General features: G+C 52.1%; 17 protein-coding genes. 10 read left to right on the forward strand and 7 right to left on the reverse strand.

Annotation, left to right across the window (positions count from 1 at the left end):
* Nucleotides 1-312 (forward strand): integrase core domain-containing protein (locus AC3WRW_RS17790; RefSeq protein WP_492547645.1); only part of this gene is annotated, 312 nt, incomplete at its 5' end.
* 55 nt (nt 313-367) lie between these two features.
* Here the strand turns inward: AC3WRW_RS17790 and AC3WRW_RS17795 are convergent.
* The 7 genes from AC3WRW_RS17795 to AC3WRW_RS17825 all read right to left on the reverse strand — a co-directional run bounded on the left by AC3WRW_RS17795 (nt 368) and on the right by AC3WRW_RS17825 (nt 7,893).
* Nucleotides 368-535, reverse strand: coding sequence for a hypothetical protein (locus tag AC3WRW_RS17795; protein ID WP_492547646.1), 168 nt, complete (start codon nt 533-535; stop codon nt 368-370).
* 51 nt (nt 536-586) lie between these two features.
* The gene (locus AC3WRW_RS17800) at nt 587-841 is read right to left on the reverse strand and encodes a hypothetical protein (protein WP_492547647.1); all 255 of its coding nucleotides are present in this window, start codon (nt 839-841) and stop codon (nt 587-589) included.
* Between the two features lie 66 nt (nt 842-907).
* On the reverse strand, nt 908-1,411 hold the full coding sequence (locus AC3WRW_RS17805; RefSeq protein WP_492547648.1) for a VanZ family protein: 504 nt from the start codon (nt 1,409-1,411) through the stop codon (nt 908-910).
* Nucleotides 1,412-1,460: 49 nt separating this feature from the next.
* Nucleotides 1,461-3,971, reverse strand: coding sequence for a S1C family serine protease (locus tag AC3WRW_RS17810; protein ID WP_492547649.1), 2,511 nt, complete (start codon nt 3,969-3,971; stop codon nt 1,461-1,463).
* A gap of 95 nt (nt 3,972-4,066) precedes the next feature.
* Nucleotides 4,067-4,906, reverse strand: coding sequence for a formate dehydrogenase accessory sulfurtransferase FdhD (fdhD, locus tag AC3WRW_RS17815; RefSeq protein WP_492547714.1), 840 nt, complete (start codon nt 4,904-4,906; stop codon nt 4,067-4,069).
* Nucleotides 4,907-4,911: 5 nt separating this feature from the next.
* Nucleotides 4,912-7,269 (reverse strand): FdhF/YdeP family oxidoreductase, encoded by a 2,358-nt coding sequence (locus AC3WRW_RS17820; RefSeq protein ID WP_492547650.1) that lies wholly within the window; start codon nt 7,267-7,269, stop codon nt 4,912-4,914.
* Between the two features lie 261 nt (nt 7,270-7,530).
* A complete protein-coding gene (locus AC3WRW_RS17825; RefSeq protein ID WP_492547651.1) occupies nt 7,531-7,893 on the reverse strand; it encodes a Na-translocating system protein MpsC family protein in 363 nt (120 codons plus the stop codon).
* 359 nt (nt 7,894-8,252) lie between these two features.
* On the opposite strand from AC3WRW_RS17825, the gene AC3WRW_RS17830 reads away from it, so the two are divergent.
* From AC3WRW_RS17830 to AC3WRW_RS17870, 9 genes are all read left to right on the forward strand, one after another.
* Nucleotides 8,253-8,699 carry a MarR family winged helix-turn-helix transcriptional regulator gene (locus AC3WRW_RS17830; protein ID WP_492547652.1) on the forward strand — a complete coding sequence of 149 codons (447 nt, stop codon included), beginning with the start codon at nt 8,253-8,255 and terminating at the stop codon, nt 8,697-8,699.
* 33 nt (nt 8,700-8,732) lie between these two features.
* A complete protein-coding gene (locus tag AC3WRW_RS17835; protein WP_492547653.1) occupies nt 8,733-10,490 on the forward strand; it encodes an ABC transporter ATP-binding protein in 1,758 nt (585 codons plus the stop codon).
* Complete coding sequence (locus AC3WRW_RS17840; RefSeq protein ID WP_492547654.1) at nt 10,483-12,264, forward strand: ABC transporter ATP-binding protein; 1,782 nt, start codon at nt 10,483-10,485, stop codon at nt 12,262-12,264. Before AC3WRW_RS17835 ends, AC3WRW_RS17840 begins: the two co-directional genes overlap by 8 nt.
* Before the next feature lie 381 nt (nt 12,265-12,645).
* Nucleotides 12,646-12,876 (forward strand): hypothetical protein, encoded by a 231-nt coding sequence (locus tag AC3WRW_RS17845; RefSeq protein WP_492547655.1) that lies wholly within the window; start codon nt 12,646-12,648, stop codon nt 12,874-12,876.
* 355 nt (nt 12,877-13,231) lie between these two features.
* Nucleotides 13,232-14,581: an ABC transporter substrate-binding protein gene (locus AC3WRW_RS17850; RefSeq protein ID WP_492547656.1), complete on the forward strand. Its 1,350-nt coding sequence runs from the start codon at nt 13,232-13,234 to the stop codon at nt 14,579-14,581.
* Between the two features lie 91 nt (nt 14,582-14,672).
* Nucleotides 14,673-15,557, forward strand: coding sequence for a carbohydrate ABC transporter permease (locus tag AC3WRW_RS17855; protein ID WP_492547657.1), 885 nt, complete (start codon nt 14,673-14,675; stop codon nt 15,555-15,557).
* The gene (locus AC3WRW_RS17860; protein ID WP_492547658.1) at nt 15,554-16,369 is read left to right on the forward strand and encodes a carbohydrate ABC transporter permease; all 816 of its coding nucleotides are present in this window, start codon (nt 15,554-15,556) and stop codon (nt 16,367-16,369) included. The genes AC3WRW_RS17855 and AC3WRW_RS17860 overlap by 4 nt, the downstream gene beginning before the upstream one ends.
* A gap of 86 nt (nt 16,370-16,455) precedes the next feature.
* The gene (locus AC3WRW_RS17865) at nt 16,456-18,213 is read left to right on the forward strand and encodes a sensor histidine kinase (RefSeq protein ID WP_492547659.1); all 1,758 of its coding nucleotides are present in this window, start codon (nt 16,456-16,458) and stop codon (nt 18,211-18,213) included.
* Nucleotides 18,210-19,826 (forward strand): response regulator, encoded by a 1,617-nt coding sequence (locus AC3WRW_RS17870; protein WP_492547660.1) that lies wholly within the window; start codon nt 18,210-18,212, stop codon nt 19,824-19,826. Before AC3WRW_RS17865 ends, AC3WRW_RS17870 begins: the two co-directional genes overlap by 4 nt.
* Nucleotides 19,827-19,830 lie beyond the last annotated feature (4 nt).

A 19,830-nucleotide genomic window follows, 5' to 3' on the forward strand; every position in this document is an offset into this window, starting at 1 on the left:
TTGTTACATCACTCCGATCGTGGCTCGCAGTACGCCTGTGCAGAGTACCAAAAACGGCTAGCCAAATACAAAATGGTGGGTAGTATGAGCCGCAAGGGCAACTGCTATGATAATTCCTGCATTGAATCTTTTCATAGTACGCTGAAGAAAGAACTTGTGTATGTGACAACATTCAAAACCCGCGAGCAAGCCAAGAAGGAGCTCTACACTTATATAGAGTTCGATTACAACCGTAGCCGAATCCATTCCACATTGGGGAATAAGTCCCCTCACCGGTTCGAGCAACTCTACTATGAAAATCTTTTAGCATAAATCTATGGTAGTTCCTTAACTGCGTGTCCGTTTTATTGACAGAAGACCATTCCCCCTAAAATGTCAGCTTTTCAGCGAAATAAAGCCCTGTAGTTCCACCTAATACCGGAAAATGGCCCATCGAACTCAAATAGAGTCCTGTAGTTCCCCCGAACAAGTCCATCGTTGCGACAACAACGAAAAATAGACACAGCACCGCGCCTAGCTCTGCAAAAAAAGCCAAAGGGACTTCCCAAAAGTAGATAACCTACTAATGGGCAAGTCCCTTTTGACTTTAATCCAGCGACTGAAGCCTAGCTTCGTCCTCGCTGAGGGATTCCGCCGCTTGCTGCACAGCAGGCGCATCGGATTGATCCGTTGCCTGCGCCAACGAATTTTCCGCTTTGCCGATGGCATTCCGGGCCTCTTGCAGTGTTTGAGGCGTTGGGTGCGACATGGCGTGGCTAACGGCTTGGTGAACATTATCGACTGAATTTTGCGCGGATGATATCGGGTTCTGTGACTGTAAGCTTGAATCTTGCTTTGTCATCGCGAGTAGAAACCTCCTCAGAATTGAAATCGTTACAAGGGCTATGTTGAGGCAATTGCTCACATTTTATACCCTGTATTTCATTTCAATCCGATCTGAGCCATACCGCCTTTGGAAAACCGCAAATAAGCCATACGCCAGACTTGCCCCAATCGTGTTCAAAATCACATCATCCACGTCCATGCTCCCCACTCTGAGCAGCATTTGCAGCACTTCCAAGACAACAAGCGGACAGCCAAAAATTAACAGAAAAGCACGGTACTTTCGCGCCTTCCCAAACAAGAGCGGAAGCAGAACCCCAAAAGGCATGAAGACGACGATATTGCCAAATAAATTAATCACCCGCGTCCGTATGGGCAGAGAATCGGCGTTCCATATATACATCCCAATGGTCCTGAAAGGAACCACATTGTAATTGTAATCGAAATGATCGAAGGACAGCATACTCCGCCGCCCAAACCCCAAAAACATCCAATACAGCAAACAGCACGTGTAACCTATAAAGCACAGCCACATAAGCGGCCGGACAAGCTTCTTCCTCATAATGCCCGTCCCCTCTCCAGCCAACATAAGAACCCTCCCCTCAGCCTCAAGCTGATGAGAGGGTTCTTACGGAGCGCTATTTTTTCACGCCATCCAAAAATGTAAGAGAAGCAAAAGCTTTATTCAACCGGGCCTCGTTGGCTTCCGTACGAACCGCTTCGTCTATGCGCAGCGTTACGGTATAGGAAATCTGATTTTGATTGAAGATGTAGGTTGTTTCCGTATAAGGAATTTTGGCGCTTGTATAGTGAACTTCATATTTTTTGGCTTTCACGCCGCCAAATACAGTGGTCTCCTCAGCGGTAAAGGCATATTCCTTATCGTTATCATGACTCTTCTTATGCGCGGCGTCTTCGTCTTTTACCGCATCTTCATAAGATGCTTTGGTGTCCGCCCCGATCGTCAAGTAACCGCCTGTGAAGAGGAAGGACTTATTCACTTGATCTTTGTTGTTGTACGACTTGCTGCTTGTCCACATCTCCGGAATTTGCAGCGAATATTTATATTTCTCATTTTTATAAGTAACGGTACGATTCGGATCCATCAGCTCGTTCAAATCTTGAATGAACCCAAGCTCCTGATCCATGCTGGCTTTATCCACTTCGACCGTGGAGGTTAAGGTATGCAGAAGATCGTTCAGCTCAGTTCCTTCGTCATCCTGCGGATAGCTGACTTCGAGCTCGTACTTATATTTATCCTTGATGAACAAAAGGGAATACCCTGCGTTCCACTTGTTGCCCAGCGATTGCGCATAAGCTACCTTCAGAGCCGGAATGCCGGCCACAGTAAGCTCTTCAGGGTCCGAGATCTTACGGTATTTCGACACATACTGCGCTTCAAATTGCTTGCGTTCACGGTCAGCCCATGCGGCCAGCGTATCGCCGGAAGAAGCGGAGGTGACGTGTACCTGAAGCATTTGGGAATAATCGTCGTTAAAGAAAGACGAGCTTCCGGTGTAGCTGCTTTTCTGCCAGCTGGAAGGCAGTTCGAAGGTCAAGCCGTACTCATTCGTATAGGTCGTATTGCCGTTAGAGAAAACAGAGATATCCTTGAGCGATTCATCCTGCGCGTTAAAGGAAAGCTTGAAAGAATCCAGCAAATCATTATAGCTATTTTGTTTAAAATCGTTGTTATAGTGGTCTTTCATTACAAATAACTGCACTTTATACAAGCGCCCTTGGTGAAGGAATCCGCGGGTTTGAATATAGCCGCGATCCCCGGAGCGACCGACTATTTTGGCAAAAGGACTGCCCTCGCGCTTCACATATTGACGCTCCAGAATGGTCGACGGCATGTCGTCGCCGTAATCATCCTCATTGCCGCCGGTCAATTTATTCAAAAGCGCAGACGGGGACAACTCGTCGCTCTCATTGTCTACCTGGACGGACAGCGTGAATTCTCCTTTGGCATCCATGAAGTTGACGGAGTTCCCATCTTCGGACTGCCGCCCTTTCACTAAGCCGGCCGGATATTTCATCGACCATCCGAAATGGCTGTCGCCGATCTTCGTTTTACCGCGGTCTGCATCCAAATCGGAACCGTCGGCGTCTTCCTTCCATTTCGTTTCGGAATGACGCGCTTCTCCCAGCGTGACAGTCTTCGTGACGGTCGAACTCCCCGATTGGACGGTAACATCCACTTTATCATCCGGCAAATATTTCTTAATCGTTTCATTGTAGTCGACCAATGTCTTCACCTTGTTCGCACCGATGGAAACGATCAAATTATCCTGCTCGATGCCGGCTGCAGCCGCCGGCGAATCCGGATCGACGTAAGCAACCCTCAGACCTGTAGAACTTGGCAAGCCAACGACGGCTTCCCAGCTTTCTTCCAGCTCAAGTCCCAAATAAGGCCGTTTCACTTTGCCATACAATTGAAAATGCTTCAGTACATATTTGACGGTGTCCACCGGGATGGCAAACCCTAGATTTTCAACGCCGAATTCGGCATATTTCATCGTATTAATACCGATAACTTCGCCGTTCATGTTAATCAAAGCGCCCCCGCTGTTGCCGGGATTAATGGCGGCATCCGTTTGGATAAGCTGGTATTGCGAGCTCACCGAGCGGTCAAGTCCGCTGACAATCCCAACCGTAACCGAATTGCGCAAAGCAAAAGAAATCGGCGTGCCGATAGCCGCTACGGTTTCCCCCACTTTAATATCGGAAGACGAAGCGAAGGTCGCCGGCGATAAGCCGGAGGCATCGATTTTGACCAAGGCCAAATCGCTTTCCTCATCGATATTCGTGGCATGCCCGTTATAGGTGGTCCCGTCCGACGTAACAACGACGATATTCTTCATATTTTTGACAACATGCGCATTCGTCACAATGACCCCGCCCGCCTCAACAATGACGCCAGTGCCGTGCGCAAGGTTAAAACGGTTCTTCTCCAGGGTTTTATTCGAATCGTAGGAAGGTTTGCCGATAATCGCAACGACCGACGGCGAAGTCTTCTCAATAACTTTAGGAATCTCCGCGTTCGTTTCGGCTGCATAAGATGGCGACGGCCCCGTGACGGACACAAGCAAGAAGGCTGCGAGCAGCACTGTGACCCCTTTTTTCGTACAAGTACTCCAAATTCCCATGATGGTCTTCCTCTCTTAACAAAATATGGCAGTAGCTAGAATCTAGCATATTTGTGATAGAGAGACAATACAAATTTTCCCACTGACAGACTGCTTTATCGACATACCCCGATGCGATGCGGATGCGTGTAGACCGTTAGCTGGTCTCTTCGGATGAATCCAACGACGGTAATCCCCAAATCATGGGCGAGCCGAAGCGCCAAATCCGTAGGAGCGGATTTCGACAGCAGGATGCCGACTCCGATTTTGGCGGCCTTGAGAGCGACTTCGGAAGAGACTCTTCCGCTAAAAGCGATCACCTTATCCCGGACGGAAATCCGCTGCCTCAGCAGGTGGCCGTATATTTTATCCAAAGCGTTATGACGTCCGATATCCGACTTGCTTATAAGCAGCTCATCGGCCGTACACAGGGCCGCATTGTGCAGTCCGCCTGTCGCCCGGAAATCCGACGATTGCTCCTGCAGTCCGTTCATGAGATGAAAGCACTGCTGGACGGATAGCTGAAGCTTCGTGCTAACGGTTTTGGCGGTACGGGCGTCATTGTGAAAATAAAACTGGCGGCTTTTGCCGCAGCAGGAGCCGATGAACCGTTTGGATACCATTTGCCGGCTTAACTGGTGCAGATGACGCAGCTTCACATGCGCGAAGCCCCGCTCCTCTTCCAAGGCCAGCGACTCGATCTGATCCACGAATCGAATCAAGCCCTCGGAAGCCAGAAAGCCGGTAACCAAATCAGCCGTATCCTTTGGCGTGTACACCAGCGTGGCAAACTCCTCGCCATCCACTTTGATCGTAAGCGGCGCTTCCGTAGCGATCGTGTCCTCCTGAGGGAGAATCTCCGTGCCGTTATAGCGGTAGATAGACCAAGTTGTCGTTGATGAAAGCTTGGCACCCGCCTGCTTTTGCTCCTGCTCCTGTTCCTGCCCGTTATCCATCGTCCTCACCCCGCTTCGATCTCCAGTTCTTCAATCCGTCTCTCCACGTATCGCGTATCCTTGTGCGCATGGTACGTTTCCGCCTTCTCAACGATGACGGCGGTATTATATTCGGGGATGCCCGCGTGCGGCTCGTAGACGCCTTTGGGAATCAAGCCGTTCCCCTCGGGCCAATGCACTTCAATGTTGCCGGTTTTGACCTCGGCAAATTTGACACGGCCGTGCATGCTCCCGAACCGGTTGTAGACCACAATCGCCTCCCCTTCGCTTAGCGCAAGAGGGGCCGCGTCCCCGGGATGGATCAGCACATCGTAGCGATCCGCTTCATTGAACGGATCGATGTCGCTGTAGATCATCGAATTGAACTGCTTGCCGCGCCTCGTCGTCACGGCAAAGTGCCCCTCCGGCTTCCGCAGCTGCGGAAGCTCGATCGGCAGCAGCGCGCCGCGGCCATCCGGCGTCGGGCAGACGCCGTCCTCGCACAGCCACGCGCCGCCGTATTGAAACACATCGCCGCGCTCCTTCAGGTGCTGAATGCCGTTGTAGCTTGGCGCGGCCAGGGCAATCTCCGCGCGGATCGCTTCGGCGCTGCCCAAGCCCAGATGCAGCGCGGCGGCCTCGGGCTTCACGCGGCGCGCGAGATCCGCGTAGATCGCCCACTCCGCGCGAGCCTCGCCGATACGCGGGCCGGCGATCTCGGGCGAGAAGTAGACCATCCGCTCCGTCGAGGTGGATGTGCCTCCCCCGGGCTGCTCGTAGCGCGTCATCGCCGGCAGCACCACCACAGCCTCCCGCGCATCCAGCAGCGTGGAGGTGTTCAGTATGATGTCCTGGTGAACACGGACATCAACGGCCGTTAAGGCTTCGCGGACGAATGCCGGGTCCGGCATCGTCTCCAGGAAGTTGCCGCCGGATGTGTAGAACAGCCGGAGCTTCCGCTCCTGATCCTCAGGCAGGAGCGCGTTCTCCAGGGTGACACCGACGATGTCACCCTGCCAGCTTGGCAGCGCGAAGCCCCAAAGCTGCTCGATGCGGCTGCGGTCGGCGGCGCTGCTTATATCGCCGCCGGGCAGGGAGAAGGGGTCCGCGCCCATTTCGCCGGAGCCCTGCACGCCGCTGTGGCCGCGAATGGGCATCAGCCCGCAGTGCTCGCGGCCGAGGAAGCCCCGCAGGAGGGCGAGATTCGCCACCTGCGAGATGTTGTCCGTGCCGAAGCGGTGCTGTGTGAGCCCCATGCTCCACACGAAAACCGCGGAGGCGGCACGCGCCAGCAGCTGCGCGAACTCGCGCATGCGCTCGCGGGAGAGCCCGGACGACTGCTCCAGCGTCGTCCAGTCCTGCTGCGCCACGTGGGCGCGCAGCTGCTCGTAGCCGTTCGTGTGCGCCTGCACGAACGCATGGTCGATGGCGGAGCCTGGCGCAGCCTCCTCCATCTCGAACCAGACCTTCATGACGCCGTTCATGAAGGCAATGTCCCCGCCGATGTTGACTTGGTACACATCGTCGGCGAGCTTTGTCCCGAATAGCGCGGATTCGGGAATGGAAGGGATCCAGTACTGCTCCATGGACGGCTCGTAGTACGGGTTAATGACAATGATCTTCGTCCCTTTGCGTTTGGCCGCATACATATACTTCGTCGAGACCGGCTGATTGTTCGCGGCCACGCTGCCCCAGAACACAAGGACGTCCGTGCCGATCCAGTCCTTGTAATTGCATGTCGAAGCGCCGACGCCGACGGAGCGCTTCAAAGCCGTCTTCGACGGCGAGTGGCAGATGCGCGAGGCGTTGTCGATGTTGTTCGTCCCGAGCAGCCTCGCCACCTTCGCTGCCGCATAGTACGACTCGTTCGTAATCCCGCGAGCCGTCAGATAGAAAGCCATCCCCTTCGGGTCAATCGCCCGGGCTTTCGCCGCGATGGTATCCAGCGCCTCGTCCCATGTGGCGCGGCTGAATTTCCGCTCCCCGTGCCGGCGAATGAGCGGATAGGGAATACGCCCGAGCTGCCTGAGCTCGGTGCTGCTCATGCGGCTCAGCTCGTCGATGTCTGCATGCAGCAGCTCCTCGCGAATCGCCGGCATCGTATTCAGCCGCAGGACGTTCAGCCGCGTCGTACAAAGATGCGGCCCTGCCAGCGTCTGGTCGTACAGCCCGGACACCCCAAGCGCGCAGCCGTCGCATACCCCCTGCGTCAAAATCCGGTACGCATACGGCAGATTATCCCGGTTCTGCCAGGCGATTTTCGCCGTTTCCCGAATATGCTGCGGCTTCACTTTGCCGAGTCCGAACGGCACCTTGCTGACCCACAGCTTCGGATCCGGTTTGGCGGGCAGCTTGATCGGCCCGGTGTGCTTCGTTTTTCCCATGTTGAGCAGCTCCTTTATCTCGCTATTAGTTGTATATTCGTGAATTCGTGTATGTAGCAAAAAAACCACCGCAAAACACGCCCTTCCGGCTTCCTTCATAAGGAAGTCTCACAGCAATGTTCCACAGTGGTTAGTCTCCGGCAGGTTCGCTACCAAGTGCCAAGCACCTTTATTTTTTTACATGGATCGATCAGGTTCGCCGCGCGCTGTCCGGATCATCCGGTACTTCGCCTTATGCAGGTTGGCCCTTGCTGGCACAGCCTACTTCCCGCCGAACTTCTTTTCCAAATCCTGATCAAAGACGAATACCGACATCCCCAAATCCTGCTCAATGTCGATGTCAACGAACAGCTGAACGAATTTCGCCCCAAGCAGCTCCTCCATCTCCACAGGAGGATGGTCGCGGTATATTTCTTTGACCATTTCCGTGCGAGCCGTGCGGAGCATTTGCCTGCCATCGCCCGTCTTCGCCATAAACTTCTCCACCGGAGAAAGGTTTCCCGCCATCTCGCAGATCGCCCAGCATTTGCAGAAAGTCGTCATCACACGCTCCGGCCCTTTGCCCATATGCTTTTTGCGATAAGCTTTGACCAGGTTACTGAATTCGGCCTCTACTCGGTTCATCGGCCAGCCACCTTTATGTTTGCTGTTTCATTCATAGCAAGAAAGCGCATACCTGACTAGGGGAGGATGCTCTCCTCTCCTCAATCGTGATCCTCTTCATCCCATCTGCGGGAGTAAGCCTTCCGCGTTATCCAGAATGTTGCCCCAAGTATGATAACAAGGGCAATTATGCTCCAAATGATCGCACTCGTCATTTCCTTCCACTCTCCTTTATGCCTTATCTATACAATAACTGAAAAGCGCCGAGGCGCGCAAAGAACATTTTTCTTTGGATGCAAAACGAAACATCGTATTGACAGGAGGAAGAGACCTCTCTAAGATATTAATTAGCCGACTAAATAAAAAAGGAGGGTCTTCCATTGTCCCGTCACACTAATCCTGAATCTCTCACCCATATGATGTCTCATTTGCTGAAAATGCACCGCCGCACGATCGATCAGATCATTCATCCGTATGACGTCTATCCCGGCCAACCCCCTTTGCTGCTTGCCTTGTCCGTCGAGGATGGCCTCAGTCAACGCGATCTTGCCTCGCGCATTCACAATAAACCCGCCACACTCACGGTCATGGTCGACCGCATGGAGAAGACCGGCCTCGTTGAGCGCCGGCCTGATCCCGATGACCAGCGGGTGACTCGCGTCTATCTAACGGATAAGGGCCGGGAGGTCACCGTCCATGTCAAAGAAGCGATTAAAGCGACGGATGAGTTGACCTTTTCGCACTTTTTACCGGAGGAATTGCTCTTATTTCGCCGTCTTCTGCTTCAAATGCAGGAGAATTTGCGCCCTAAAGAAGATCAAAATTAGTTAGCCGACAAACAAAAGAAAGGATATCTTGCGATGTGGAAACTACGATCGTTTGTTAAACCTTATTGGCTGATTACGCTGCTTGCCCCTCTGCTGATGATTTTGGAGGTCTGCATGGATCTGTCTCAGCCCCGCCTCATGGCGACTATTGTCAATCACGGGGTTGCCGATGGCAATCTTGCCTTGGTGTGGTCGACTGGCCTGCACATGCTTGGCGTCGCCCTTGTCGGTCTTGTCGGCGGGGTCGGCTGTACGTTTTTTACCGTGAAAGCCGCTCAAAGCTTCGGCGCAGACCTGCGGATGAGCGTATTTGAGAAGGTGCAATCCTTCTCGTTCCGGCAGCTGGATACTTTTTCAACCGGCTCCCTGATCACCCGCTTGACCGGCGATGTGATGCAAATGCTGAATATCCTGCAAATTCTTCTGCGCCAATTTACGCGGGAAACTTCGCTACTCATTGGCAGCATTATCATGGCGATTGTCATTTCGCCGCGGCTTTCCTTGATTTTACTGGCTGTCGTCCCGATTCAGTTTCTTATTTTGTATGTGTTAATGAAACGCTCTACGCCACTGTTTCGCCTGATGCAGACAAGGCTCGATCGCGTCAATACCGTTATGCAGGAAAGCACCACAGGCATTCGGGTGATCAAAGCTTTCGTTCGCGCCGCTTTCGAGCGGACCCGCTTCGGCAAAGCGAACACCGCCTTGCTCGACGCCAGCCTCAGCTCCGCCCGCGCCTTGGCGACAAGCGGACCGCTGATGACATTGATTCTGAACATGAGCATTGTAGCGGTTCTCTGGTTCGGCGGCGGACAGACTTGGAGCGGCTCTATGGCTATCGGCGATTTGGCCGCTTTTATCATCTATATCACGCAAGTTTTGTATTCGCTTGTTTCGATCAGCAATACGCTGATGAATATTTCCCGGGCTCAAGTTTCCGCCGAACGCATCCGTGAGGTGCTGGAGACAGAACCGGACATGAATGAACCTGTGAAGGAGCGGCATGAAGCCCGTGCGGAGCCTAAATCGCCAATGGCCGGCTGTGAGCTGGAATTTGAGCGCGTCTCTTTCGTTTACGAGTCGGCTCCCGATCAGCCTGTGCTGGGGGATATTTCCTTCAAAGTGCTGCCAGGCCAAACGATCGGGATTCTTGGAGCGACCGGGTCCGGTAAATCGACGCTCGTCAGCTTGATCCCCCGGCTCTATGACGCAACGAAAGGACGGATTCTCCTGAATGGCGTCGATATCAAAGAGATGCCTGTAGAGCAGCTGCGCAGTCAAATCGGAATCGTGCTGCAGCAGTCCATTTTGTTTAGCGGGACGATTCGCGACAACCTGCTTTTCGGCAAGCCGGGAGCTTCCGATGCCGAAATCGAAGCGGCCGCCAAGGCAGCCGAAGCGGACAGCTTCATCCGCCAGCTGCCCGAGGGGTACGAGGCGAAGCTGGGACAGCGCGGCGTAAATCTGTCCGGCGGTCAAAAGCAGCGAATCGCGATAGCGCGGGCTCTGCTTATGCGATCGCCGCTCCTTGTGCTGGACGACAGCACCAGCGCCATCGATCTTGGCACGGAGAAACGCATCCAGCGCTCTCTGCAAGATTTGATGGCCGGCAGCACACGCATCATTATCGCGCAGCGTGTCTCATCGGTTCTGCATGCCGATCAAATTCTTGTTCTGGACGAGGGCCGCGTCGCCGCCCGCGGAACTCATGAGGAGCTGCTGGCGACAAGCGCCGTTTATCAAGACATTTACCGCTCCCAGCAAGGAAAGGAGACTGCCCTTCATGGCTAAAAAGATGACACCGCCGCGCAAGCCGCGTGCCAAACATATCGGCGCAACCCTCCTTCGCATGTGGGGCTACCTGCAGCATCAACGCGCCGGATTGCTTACCGTCATTCTTCTTACTGTCCTCGGCAGCGGTCTTGCCCTGCTCGGACCTTATTTAATCGGCGTCGCGATTGACGATTACATCGTACCGCGGGACCGGAGCGGATTGCTTGGACTCTGTCTCCTTTTGCTTGGCTGTTATTTGTTCAGCGGCGCCGCTACGTGGATCCAGTCGTATGTCATGGCCGGCGTATCCCAGCGGACCGTTTGGGAAATGAGGCAGGATCTGTTTCGTCACCTGCACAAGCTGCCCATCTCCTATTTCGACAAAACTTCGCACGGCGAGCTTATGAGCCGTACGACGAATGACGTCGACAACGTTGCGACCACGCTTAGTCAAAACTTAACGCAGATTATCACAAGTATCATTATGATTGCCGGATCTTTTATCATGATGCTGACTTTGAATATTTGGCTTACTCTCGTCGCGTTGATTACCGTTCCGATCGTTCTCTTCACAACGAAGCAAATCACTAGACACACCCAGCGCCTGTTCAAAGAGCAGCAGCAGCGGCTCGGCGAGCTCAACGGACTAATCGAAGAAACGATTTCCGGGCAAAAGGTCGTCAAAACGTTCCGGCGCGAAGCCGCAACTGTCCGTCAGCTCGATACAATCAACAAGCAGCTGCGTGCGGCTGGCACAGGCGCTCAGCAGCTTTCGGGCATGATGGGTCCCAGCATGAATATGATCAATCATTTCAGCTTTATTTTGCTGGCTGCCATCGGGGGCTGGATGGTGCTTAAAGGTTGGACGATGGTTGGGGTTATTATTAGCTTTTTGAACTATTCCAAACAGTTCAGCCGTCCCATCAACGATCTCGCCAATCAGTATAATATGATTCAGTCCGGCATTGCGGGGGCAGAGCGTGTGTTTGAGGTGATGGATCGAGAGACGGAATACGATGCGAGCGTTAGTGCCCAGCAGCTTACAGATGTTAAGGGCGAGGTCGTTTTTCAAAATGTTTCCTTCCGTTATACGGACGACGTGCCTACGCTGAGCGGTGTTTCGTTCGCTGCAGAACCCGGCGATTTGATCGCCCTGGTTGGACCGACGGGTGCAGGCAAAACGACGATCATCAACCTGCTGACCCGCTTCTACGACATCGGCGAGGGCTCCATCACGATCGACGGCCGCGATATTCGCAGCCTCGACAAAGACAGCTTGCGCAGCCGCCTCGGCATCGTGCTGCAGGATGTGTACCTTTTCTCGGATACGGTCCGAGAAAATATCCGGTTCGGCCGCTTGGACGCGACGGACGAAGAAGTCGAAGCCGCGGCGAAGCTGGCGAACGCGGACGGGTTCATTCGCAAGCTGCCTAACGGCTATGACGCCATGTTGACCGCCGGAGGCGGCAACCTGAGTCAGGGCCAGCGGCAGCTGCTGACCATCGCGCGGGCGATTCTCGCCGACCCCGCGATTCTGGTGCTCGACGAGGCGACGAGCTCGGTCGACACGCGCACGGAGCTGCACATCCAGCAGGCGATGGGCGTTCTGATGAAAGGGCGAACGAGCTTCGTGATCGCCCACCGGCTCAGCACGATTCGCGAAGCGAGTGCGATACTGGTCATCCACGGCGGCGAGATCGTGGAACGGGGCACGCACGAGGAGCTGCTGGCGCTCCGCGGGCATTATTATGAATTGTATGCCAACCAATTCAGCCAGGTTAGCTCGCTTTAGCTTTGGACAGTTCCTTCCCTGCCACTGGAACGGGAACTAGAGTCCGCTATTTCCGGCAAAAGCGGCTTTTGATCGGATTAAGAGGAACTATGATCCGTTATTCAGAGGGAATTGGCCTATTAGGGCCTCTCAACGGGCAAATAAAACCCTGTAGTTCCCCTCCATACTGAAGCCAGCTGATTTCGCTTAATTAGCGGACTCTAGTTCCCTCTCAGTAGATTCGTATAGAAAGAGCTGCTCTCCGTAGAAGATTCTACTCGAGAGCAGCTCTTTTTATTTGACCTTCCGGCTTCTGCCACAGTAGTCATTCACCGCAAAGACAAATGTAAATTAATAGAAATATATTGTATTATATAGAAAATAAGCATCTATATTAGGAGGATGAACGATTTGGACTTTTCGGAACTTCACCAGTTTTTTAACGATATTAGCAGCAGGATTGGAAATGTAGCTGATCAAACCAACAATCTTTCACTAAGACTACAAACAGATATAGCTCAGTTAAAGGGAGAACTGCATACCACGAATATTTTGCTTACTATATTTATAATCGTGAACATTGCTAGTTTGATTCTCAATTATGTTAAAAGAGAAAAAAATAAAGCTAGCTAACGATTTCTATTTCTAAACCGCCTTTCCCCTGCATAGCCGCATGAACTGTCGGATCATCAACTACTCCCGGTTCTCCTGCCGAACGTTCATTCCCGCAAGCATAACGCCGTATTGGATTGCATTTTAAACTGGGTGAGTATGTCTATTCACTTAGGTAGGTGCTCTCCTAATAGGGCTTTTTATGCTTGAAGGAAGTAAATCAGCGCCCAATCAGGGCAAGCTATCCCTAACACAAATTATCTTCAGCCCTAGTTATGCATCTTGAATCTTAGTTATATCAACACCATACAGGTATCGGGTACTCTTAGAGATGTAAGCACATTCATTTCAAAGTACTTGGGAGGTCATAGATTAGATGAAAAAATCACTCAAACAATGGATCGGCGCCGGCACGACGGCTGTTATGGCTGCAACGTTATTGGCAGGCTGTGGCAGTACGGCGAACACGGCGCAACCTTCTACTCAACCAACAGCGGGAGCAGCAGCAACGGCTAACGCAAAGCCATACGCAGGCAAAACGATCTCGCTCGTGACAGCCAACCATCCTTGGGGAGAGGCTATCAAGCCGTTACTTCCGGACTTTGAGAAAGAGACGGGCATCAAGGTGAATGTCGAAAGTTTCTTCGAGGATCAGCTGACACAGAAGCTGACGGTTCAATTCACGTCCGGTTCCGCAACGCCTGATGTTTTCATGTACCGCCCTCTGCAAGAAGGCAAGCTTTTCTACAAAAACGGCTGGGTACAGCCCCTTGATGACTATGCGCAAAAAGCAAAGGATTACGACTTTAACGATTTCTCCAAGTCAGCCATCGGCTCGACAACGGTTGAATCGAAATTAGCGGGTATCCCGATTATTACGGAGCAAGAGATTTTGTACTATCGCAAGGATCTGCTGCAAAAGGCCGGCATCGCCGTGCCGAAAACGATGGATGAGCTTACGGCTGCGGTGAAAAAGCTGCACGATCCGAAGAATGAAATGTACGGATTCGTCGCAAGGGGCCAACGTTCGCCACTCGTTACCCAGGTGTCTTCCTTCCTGTATTCGGAAGGTGCGGACTTCACTACGGGCGAGAAAGCCAGCATCAATACGCCTGAAGCAATCAAAGCTTTTACGACTTACGGCACGCTGCTGAAAGACTACGCGCCTCCGGGTGTGCTTAACATGTCTTGGCCGCAAGCCTTCGGAATCTTCGCTCAAGGGAAGGTTGCTTTCTTAACGGATGCGAACTCCCTGTATCAAAATGCGACAGATCCCGCGAAATCTAAAATCTCCGATCAAGTCGGCTTCGCTGTTTTCCCTGGCGGCAAAGCAGGCTCCAAGCCTTACAGCATCACTTCGTGGGGACTTGCGATGAATGCCAAATCGAACAATAAAGATGCGACTTGGGCGTTCATCCAGTGGGCAACGAGCAAAGATATCGTGCTGAAAACACAGCAAAAAGGCAACCCTGGCGCCCGCGCTTCGGTTTGGGATAAACCGGAAGGCACAACCGGCTTCCCGGCTGAGCTTGTCCCGGTCATCAAGGAAAGTGCCAAAACCGGTGTTGACCACGACCGTCCAACGGTTATCAGCGTAGGCGAAGCCCGTGATGCTGTCGGTGAAATCGTGCAAAAAGTGATGACGGGCGAAACGAATATCCAACCGGTTGCAGACAAGGCGAATCAAGCGCTGCAAACGATTATCGATAAAGACAAAACGAGATAAAAGCTGTTTGATGGGTGAAAAGGGTCATCTGATGACCTTTTTCTCCTTTCATGCGGGAAATGCCATAACATCAGGAAAGGGTGAATGCAGCGTGCAGTACAGTTGGTTTAACCGCAACTTAAAATGGATTTATACACTCCCGGCCGTCATCTTCGTCATGCTGATGATGCTGTTTCCAATCATCTACACCGTTCGAATCAGCTTCTACGAATGGAGCATGTCGGCTACCTCGCCTCCCGTTTGGGTGGGCCTGTCCAACTATTTAGCCTTATTCAAAGACGAGCGCTTCTGGCATGCCGCCGGCTCAACGTTTTATTTCACCTTCGCGGCGCTTGCACTGGAGGTTATTCTTGGCATCGCCATCGCTTTGCTGCTTTCCAGAGAATTCCGCGGGAAAAATCTCGTCAAAACCGTTTTCCTGCTCCCAATGGTCGCCACGCCGGTAGCCATGGGCTTGGTTTGGATGCTGATCTACGAGCCGACCATCGGTGTCGCCAACATGCTGCTCAAAACATTCGGACTCGAACCTCTGCTATGGCTGGCTTCCCCCAATCAGGTCATCCCTTCCCTTGTCATCGTAGACGTCTGGGAATGGACGCCGATGATCGCGCTCATCATCATGGCCGGTTTGGCCACGCTGCCAACAGACCCTTATGAAGCCGCTGACGTGGACGGCGCAAGTACGTGGAGAAAGTTTGTTTCCATCACACTTCCGCTTTTAAGACCAACGATTATTGTGGCTGCTATGCTCCGTTTAATCGACGTTTTGAAGACATTCGATATTATCTACGCAACAACGCAAGGCGGACCGAACTTTGCATCGGAAACGCTGAATCTGTACGGCTATGTGCTTGGCTTCCAATACTTTAAGCTCGGCATGGCTTCGTCCCTGCTTGTCATTTTCTTCGCTCTGGTGATGGGGCTTACTTTATTCATGATTTGGATGCGTAAACGAATGGAGGGAGCGACATCATGAAGAAAAAAAGAGGTCCAAGATTACTGCAAACTTTGCTCACCTTCATCGTTCTCATCGTGTTTGCGTTCCCCTTTGTCTGGATGCTGCTCGCCTCCTTTAAGACACAATCGCAAATTTTGTCGACAGGTCAAATGTTTATTTTCAAACCGACGTTTCATAACTATGTCAGCGTGTTTCAGGAATACGATTTCTTGAAATTCATCTGGAACAGCTTCCTCGTGGCATTTGGTTCAACGCTGCTATCCCTGATCTTAGGCCTCCCGGCGGCCTACGCGATTGCAAGGCATCATCTGCAGAAGCTTGGGCTTCTTATTCTAGTCGCGCGGATCATCCCGGGGATTACGTTCCTGATTCCTTGGTTCATTTTGTTTTCCAAAATCCACTTGGTGGACACATATACCGCACTCATTTTAAGTCATATGCTCGTCGGTCTGCCTTTTATCATCTGGATTATGATCTCTTTCTTCGAGGCGCTGCCGACGGAAATCGAGGAATCCGGGCTTATTGACGGCTGTACGCATCATCAGGTATTTCTGCGGATTATTTTGCCCATCTCGGGTCCGGGCGTCATTACAGCATCTCTGCTTTCGTTTATCTTCTCTTGGAACAATTTCATGTTCTCGGTCATTCTGGCCGGAGAAAAAACAAAGACGCTGCCGATCGCCGTATTTAACTTTATGTCGTATTCGGAAATCAATTGGGGCGCTCTCATGGCTGCCGCCTGCATCATTACGCTTCCGGTGTTGATCATCGCTCTGGTTTCACAGCGGTATGTTGTCAGCGGACTTTCCGCCGGTGCTGTTAAAGGCTAATCATTCAAGGTCTTCATTTGGATGGCTTCTCTTGTAGGCGTATACTCTAAGTTATAACGCTTAGCAGAACCGGAAGGTGATTTGGCATGCCCTATAAACTGAATATTTTCAGCAAAATCTTGATCATGTTGGTCTTATTGCTCATTCCTATTGTACTTCTCTACAGCTATACGAACCGGATCACGAACAACGTCGTGCAGGATCAAATTCAATCGTCGAATTTAAATCAGCTCTCCTTTTTCATGCACCAACTGGATACCGATGTGGAACGGCTGGCGATGTCTCCGGTTATTCTGGGCAGCGATCCTTATATGCGGGAATACATCAACCGAAGCGACTCGCCGAACTATGACGTGTTGAAGGAACAATCGCGAATCATTCAAAAGCTTAGCCTGCAAAGCGTATCCAGCGGCTGGGTCAATGAGCTCACCGTGGCCATTCCGAAGGGGAAGCAGGTGCTTTCCTCCAGCATTTTCGTCAATGGCACGGATGTATGGCCTTGGCAAAGAGCGATTCAGCGCACTTGGACCTACGAGGAACGCGAAAGCGACAAAGGCGTGGGTTCATTCATCCGGGAAATCAGCGAGCCGATTCGCGCCCAGACGGTGGATCAGGCCAATGTGCTCTATCAGGTGAGGTTCAGCGTCCAAAACATGGTGCAGCTGTTGGATGTGTACAAACAGGATAAACGAAGCGATCCTTTTTTTATGAATGGTCAACAGGGGTTGATCGTGAACGGCTCCTCTAACTCGAAAATTATTACAACCGTGAGGAATCAGCTCGCCCGACAGAGTCTCCAGGGCTCTGGTCAAGTTCAATTCAAGATCGACAAGCAGCAGTATTTGATCAGTTATGTGAAATCGGCGCAGCTCGGTTGGTATTTGGTGGATTATGTGCCGGTCGAGAAGATTCTCTCCCCTATTACCATGACGCGCAAATTATTTTATATCTCTATTGGGCTTCTGCTTGTGATGAGTGTACTGGCTTCTTTCCTGCTGTATCGAAACGTCCAAATCCCGATCGGCAAAATGATTCAAAGTGTGCAAAAGGTGAAACGTGGTGACTTGTCGGCCCGCATCAACTACAGCGCCAAGAACGAATTTGACTTTCTCATTCAACGTTTCAATGAAATGGCAGAGCAAATACAAGTGCTGGTCGAGGACGTCTATGCCGAGAAAATACGGTCCCGCGAGGCGACCCTTAAGCAGCTGCAATCGCAAATTCATCCGCACTTTCTATATAACTCCCTGTTCTTCATCATTAATTCGGCCGAAATGGAGGACAAAGAGTCTGTCGTGGCGATGGCGCAAAATTTGGCCGAGTTTTACCGTTATACGACAAGGGTTGAGAAGCAGGCTGTCAGATTAGGAGATGAGCTCGACTTGGTCGGGCACTACCTGAACATCCAGCACCTTAGAATTCATCGGCTGAGATATGACATTGCCGTTCCCGACGAGATGTTGGGCGAATGGGTCCCCCGCCTGATCCTCCAGCCTTTGGTGGAGAATGCGATTATCCACGGGATCGAGCGCAGCGCAGAAGGCGACCGGATCGCCATCACCGGCGAGCAGGATGAGCATTGGAACCGCATCATGATTGAAGATAACGGCGCTGGACTTGACGAGGCCGGATTGATTCAGCTTCTGAAGCAGCTGCATTCCCCGATGTCCGACGACATCGGCTGCGGGACATGGAATGTGCACCACCGGCTTTACTACCAATTCGGGGAAGGATCGGGGCTGACTTTTTATCCCGGTGACCAAGGAGGCTTGAAGGCTGTGTTAACTTGGAAGCGCGGTGCGCAGATGAGCCTTCCGGCTGATAGCGGGGAGAACAAGCTATGATTCAACTTTTGATCGTCGATGATGAGGCGCACGTCGTTGACCGGCTTCATGCCACTATTGACTGGGCGTCGCTTGGTATTGAGCAAGTGTTCAAAGCCTACTCGGGCAAGGAAGCGCTGGAGTTGCTGGAGCAATTCTCCATCGATATTGTCCTTACAGACATTCAAATGCCGGGCATATCCGGCTTGCAGCTCATCGCTGAAATTAACCGCAGATGGCAGAAAACGAAATGCATTCTCTTATCGGGCTACTCCGATTTCAATTATGCCAAAGAAGCGATCCTTCAAGGGACCGAGGATTATTTGCTCAAGCCCGTCACGGAGCACGATCTGTTAGCCGCTGTCGGGCGAGTGATGGACAAGCTGCGGAGCGAGTGGCAGGAGGTTTTCTCCAAACAGCGTCTCAGCTATACCGTCAAGGAAAATCTCCCTCTGCTGCGGGGGAATCTGCTGAGCGACCTGCTTCTGGGGCGCAAATTAACCGGGCAGTCGCTCCGGGACAAAATGCAGATGCTGGAACTCCCCGATTTCCACGAACAGCCCTGTGTGCTGATGATGATTCGGCTTGAGTCTGATTTTCTGGAATACGACATGAGCCGCCTATCCTTGATGGAATATGCCATCAGCAATATGGTGGAGGAATTGTTCGCAGAGAATTTTGACAGCTGGCACACGAAGGATGCGCATGATTATTTGATTTTTGTAATGAAAAAGAAGCCGCAGGTCGCCGGGCAAGAGGATCCGGCTTGGCTCGAACGCACCGCTTCCGTGCTTCAATCGGCCGTAAACAACTATTTGAAAGGGAAAATTTCCATTCTGTTGAGCAGTTGGGGGGAATTTCCACGGGATATGACGACCTTGTACAACGCCTCTTTGAGCGCTTTTCGCAAACAAATCGGAAGCGAGCATGAGCTGTTGATACGGCTCGGCGAAGAGTCGGTTCACCCTGAGCTTTCGGCGCTGCAAAGACTGTATGAGCCTCCTACGCTTAACCATTTGCTGGAGGCTGCCCGTTGGGAGGATACGATTGACAAGCTGACCTTGATTTTCGACGAAATGGATACGAAATTTTCCGAGTCGCAGGAGCATTTGCTCGAGGTTTACTTCTCGATCGCGTCCGCTTTTGCCTATATTGCTCATAAAAATGGCAGGCCCCTGCACCAGCTCATCGGCGGAGATTACGACCGTATGACCGAAGGCATCCCTTTCCGCACCGTCAATCAACTGCGTGAATGGAGCATTCGCTCCTTGCACCGGATGAGGGAGGATATGGATCAGGAGCGGAAGGACAGCAGAGTCACCTTAATTAATGACATCAGGTCCTTTATCGAGCAGCATCTGGCCGGCGATGTTTCGCTGCAGTCCATTGCGGATCATGTTTATCTGCACCCTGTGTATGTGTCCAAAATTTATAAGCTGGAAACCGGCGACAACTTAAGCGATTATGTCAACCGGGTGCGGATGGATAAAGCGGCCTATCTGCTGAAAAGAGATCAGGGCAAAATATATGAAATCGCTACGCAGCTCGGGTACCAACGTCCGCACTCCTTCAACCATGCCTTCAAAAAGCATTATGGCATGACCCCGCAGGAGTACCGCGATCAATATTCATAGAAAC

The sequence above is a fragment of the Paenibacillus sp. FW126-R14 genome (assembly GCF_058789495.1).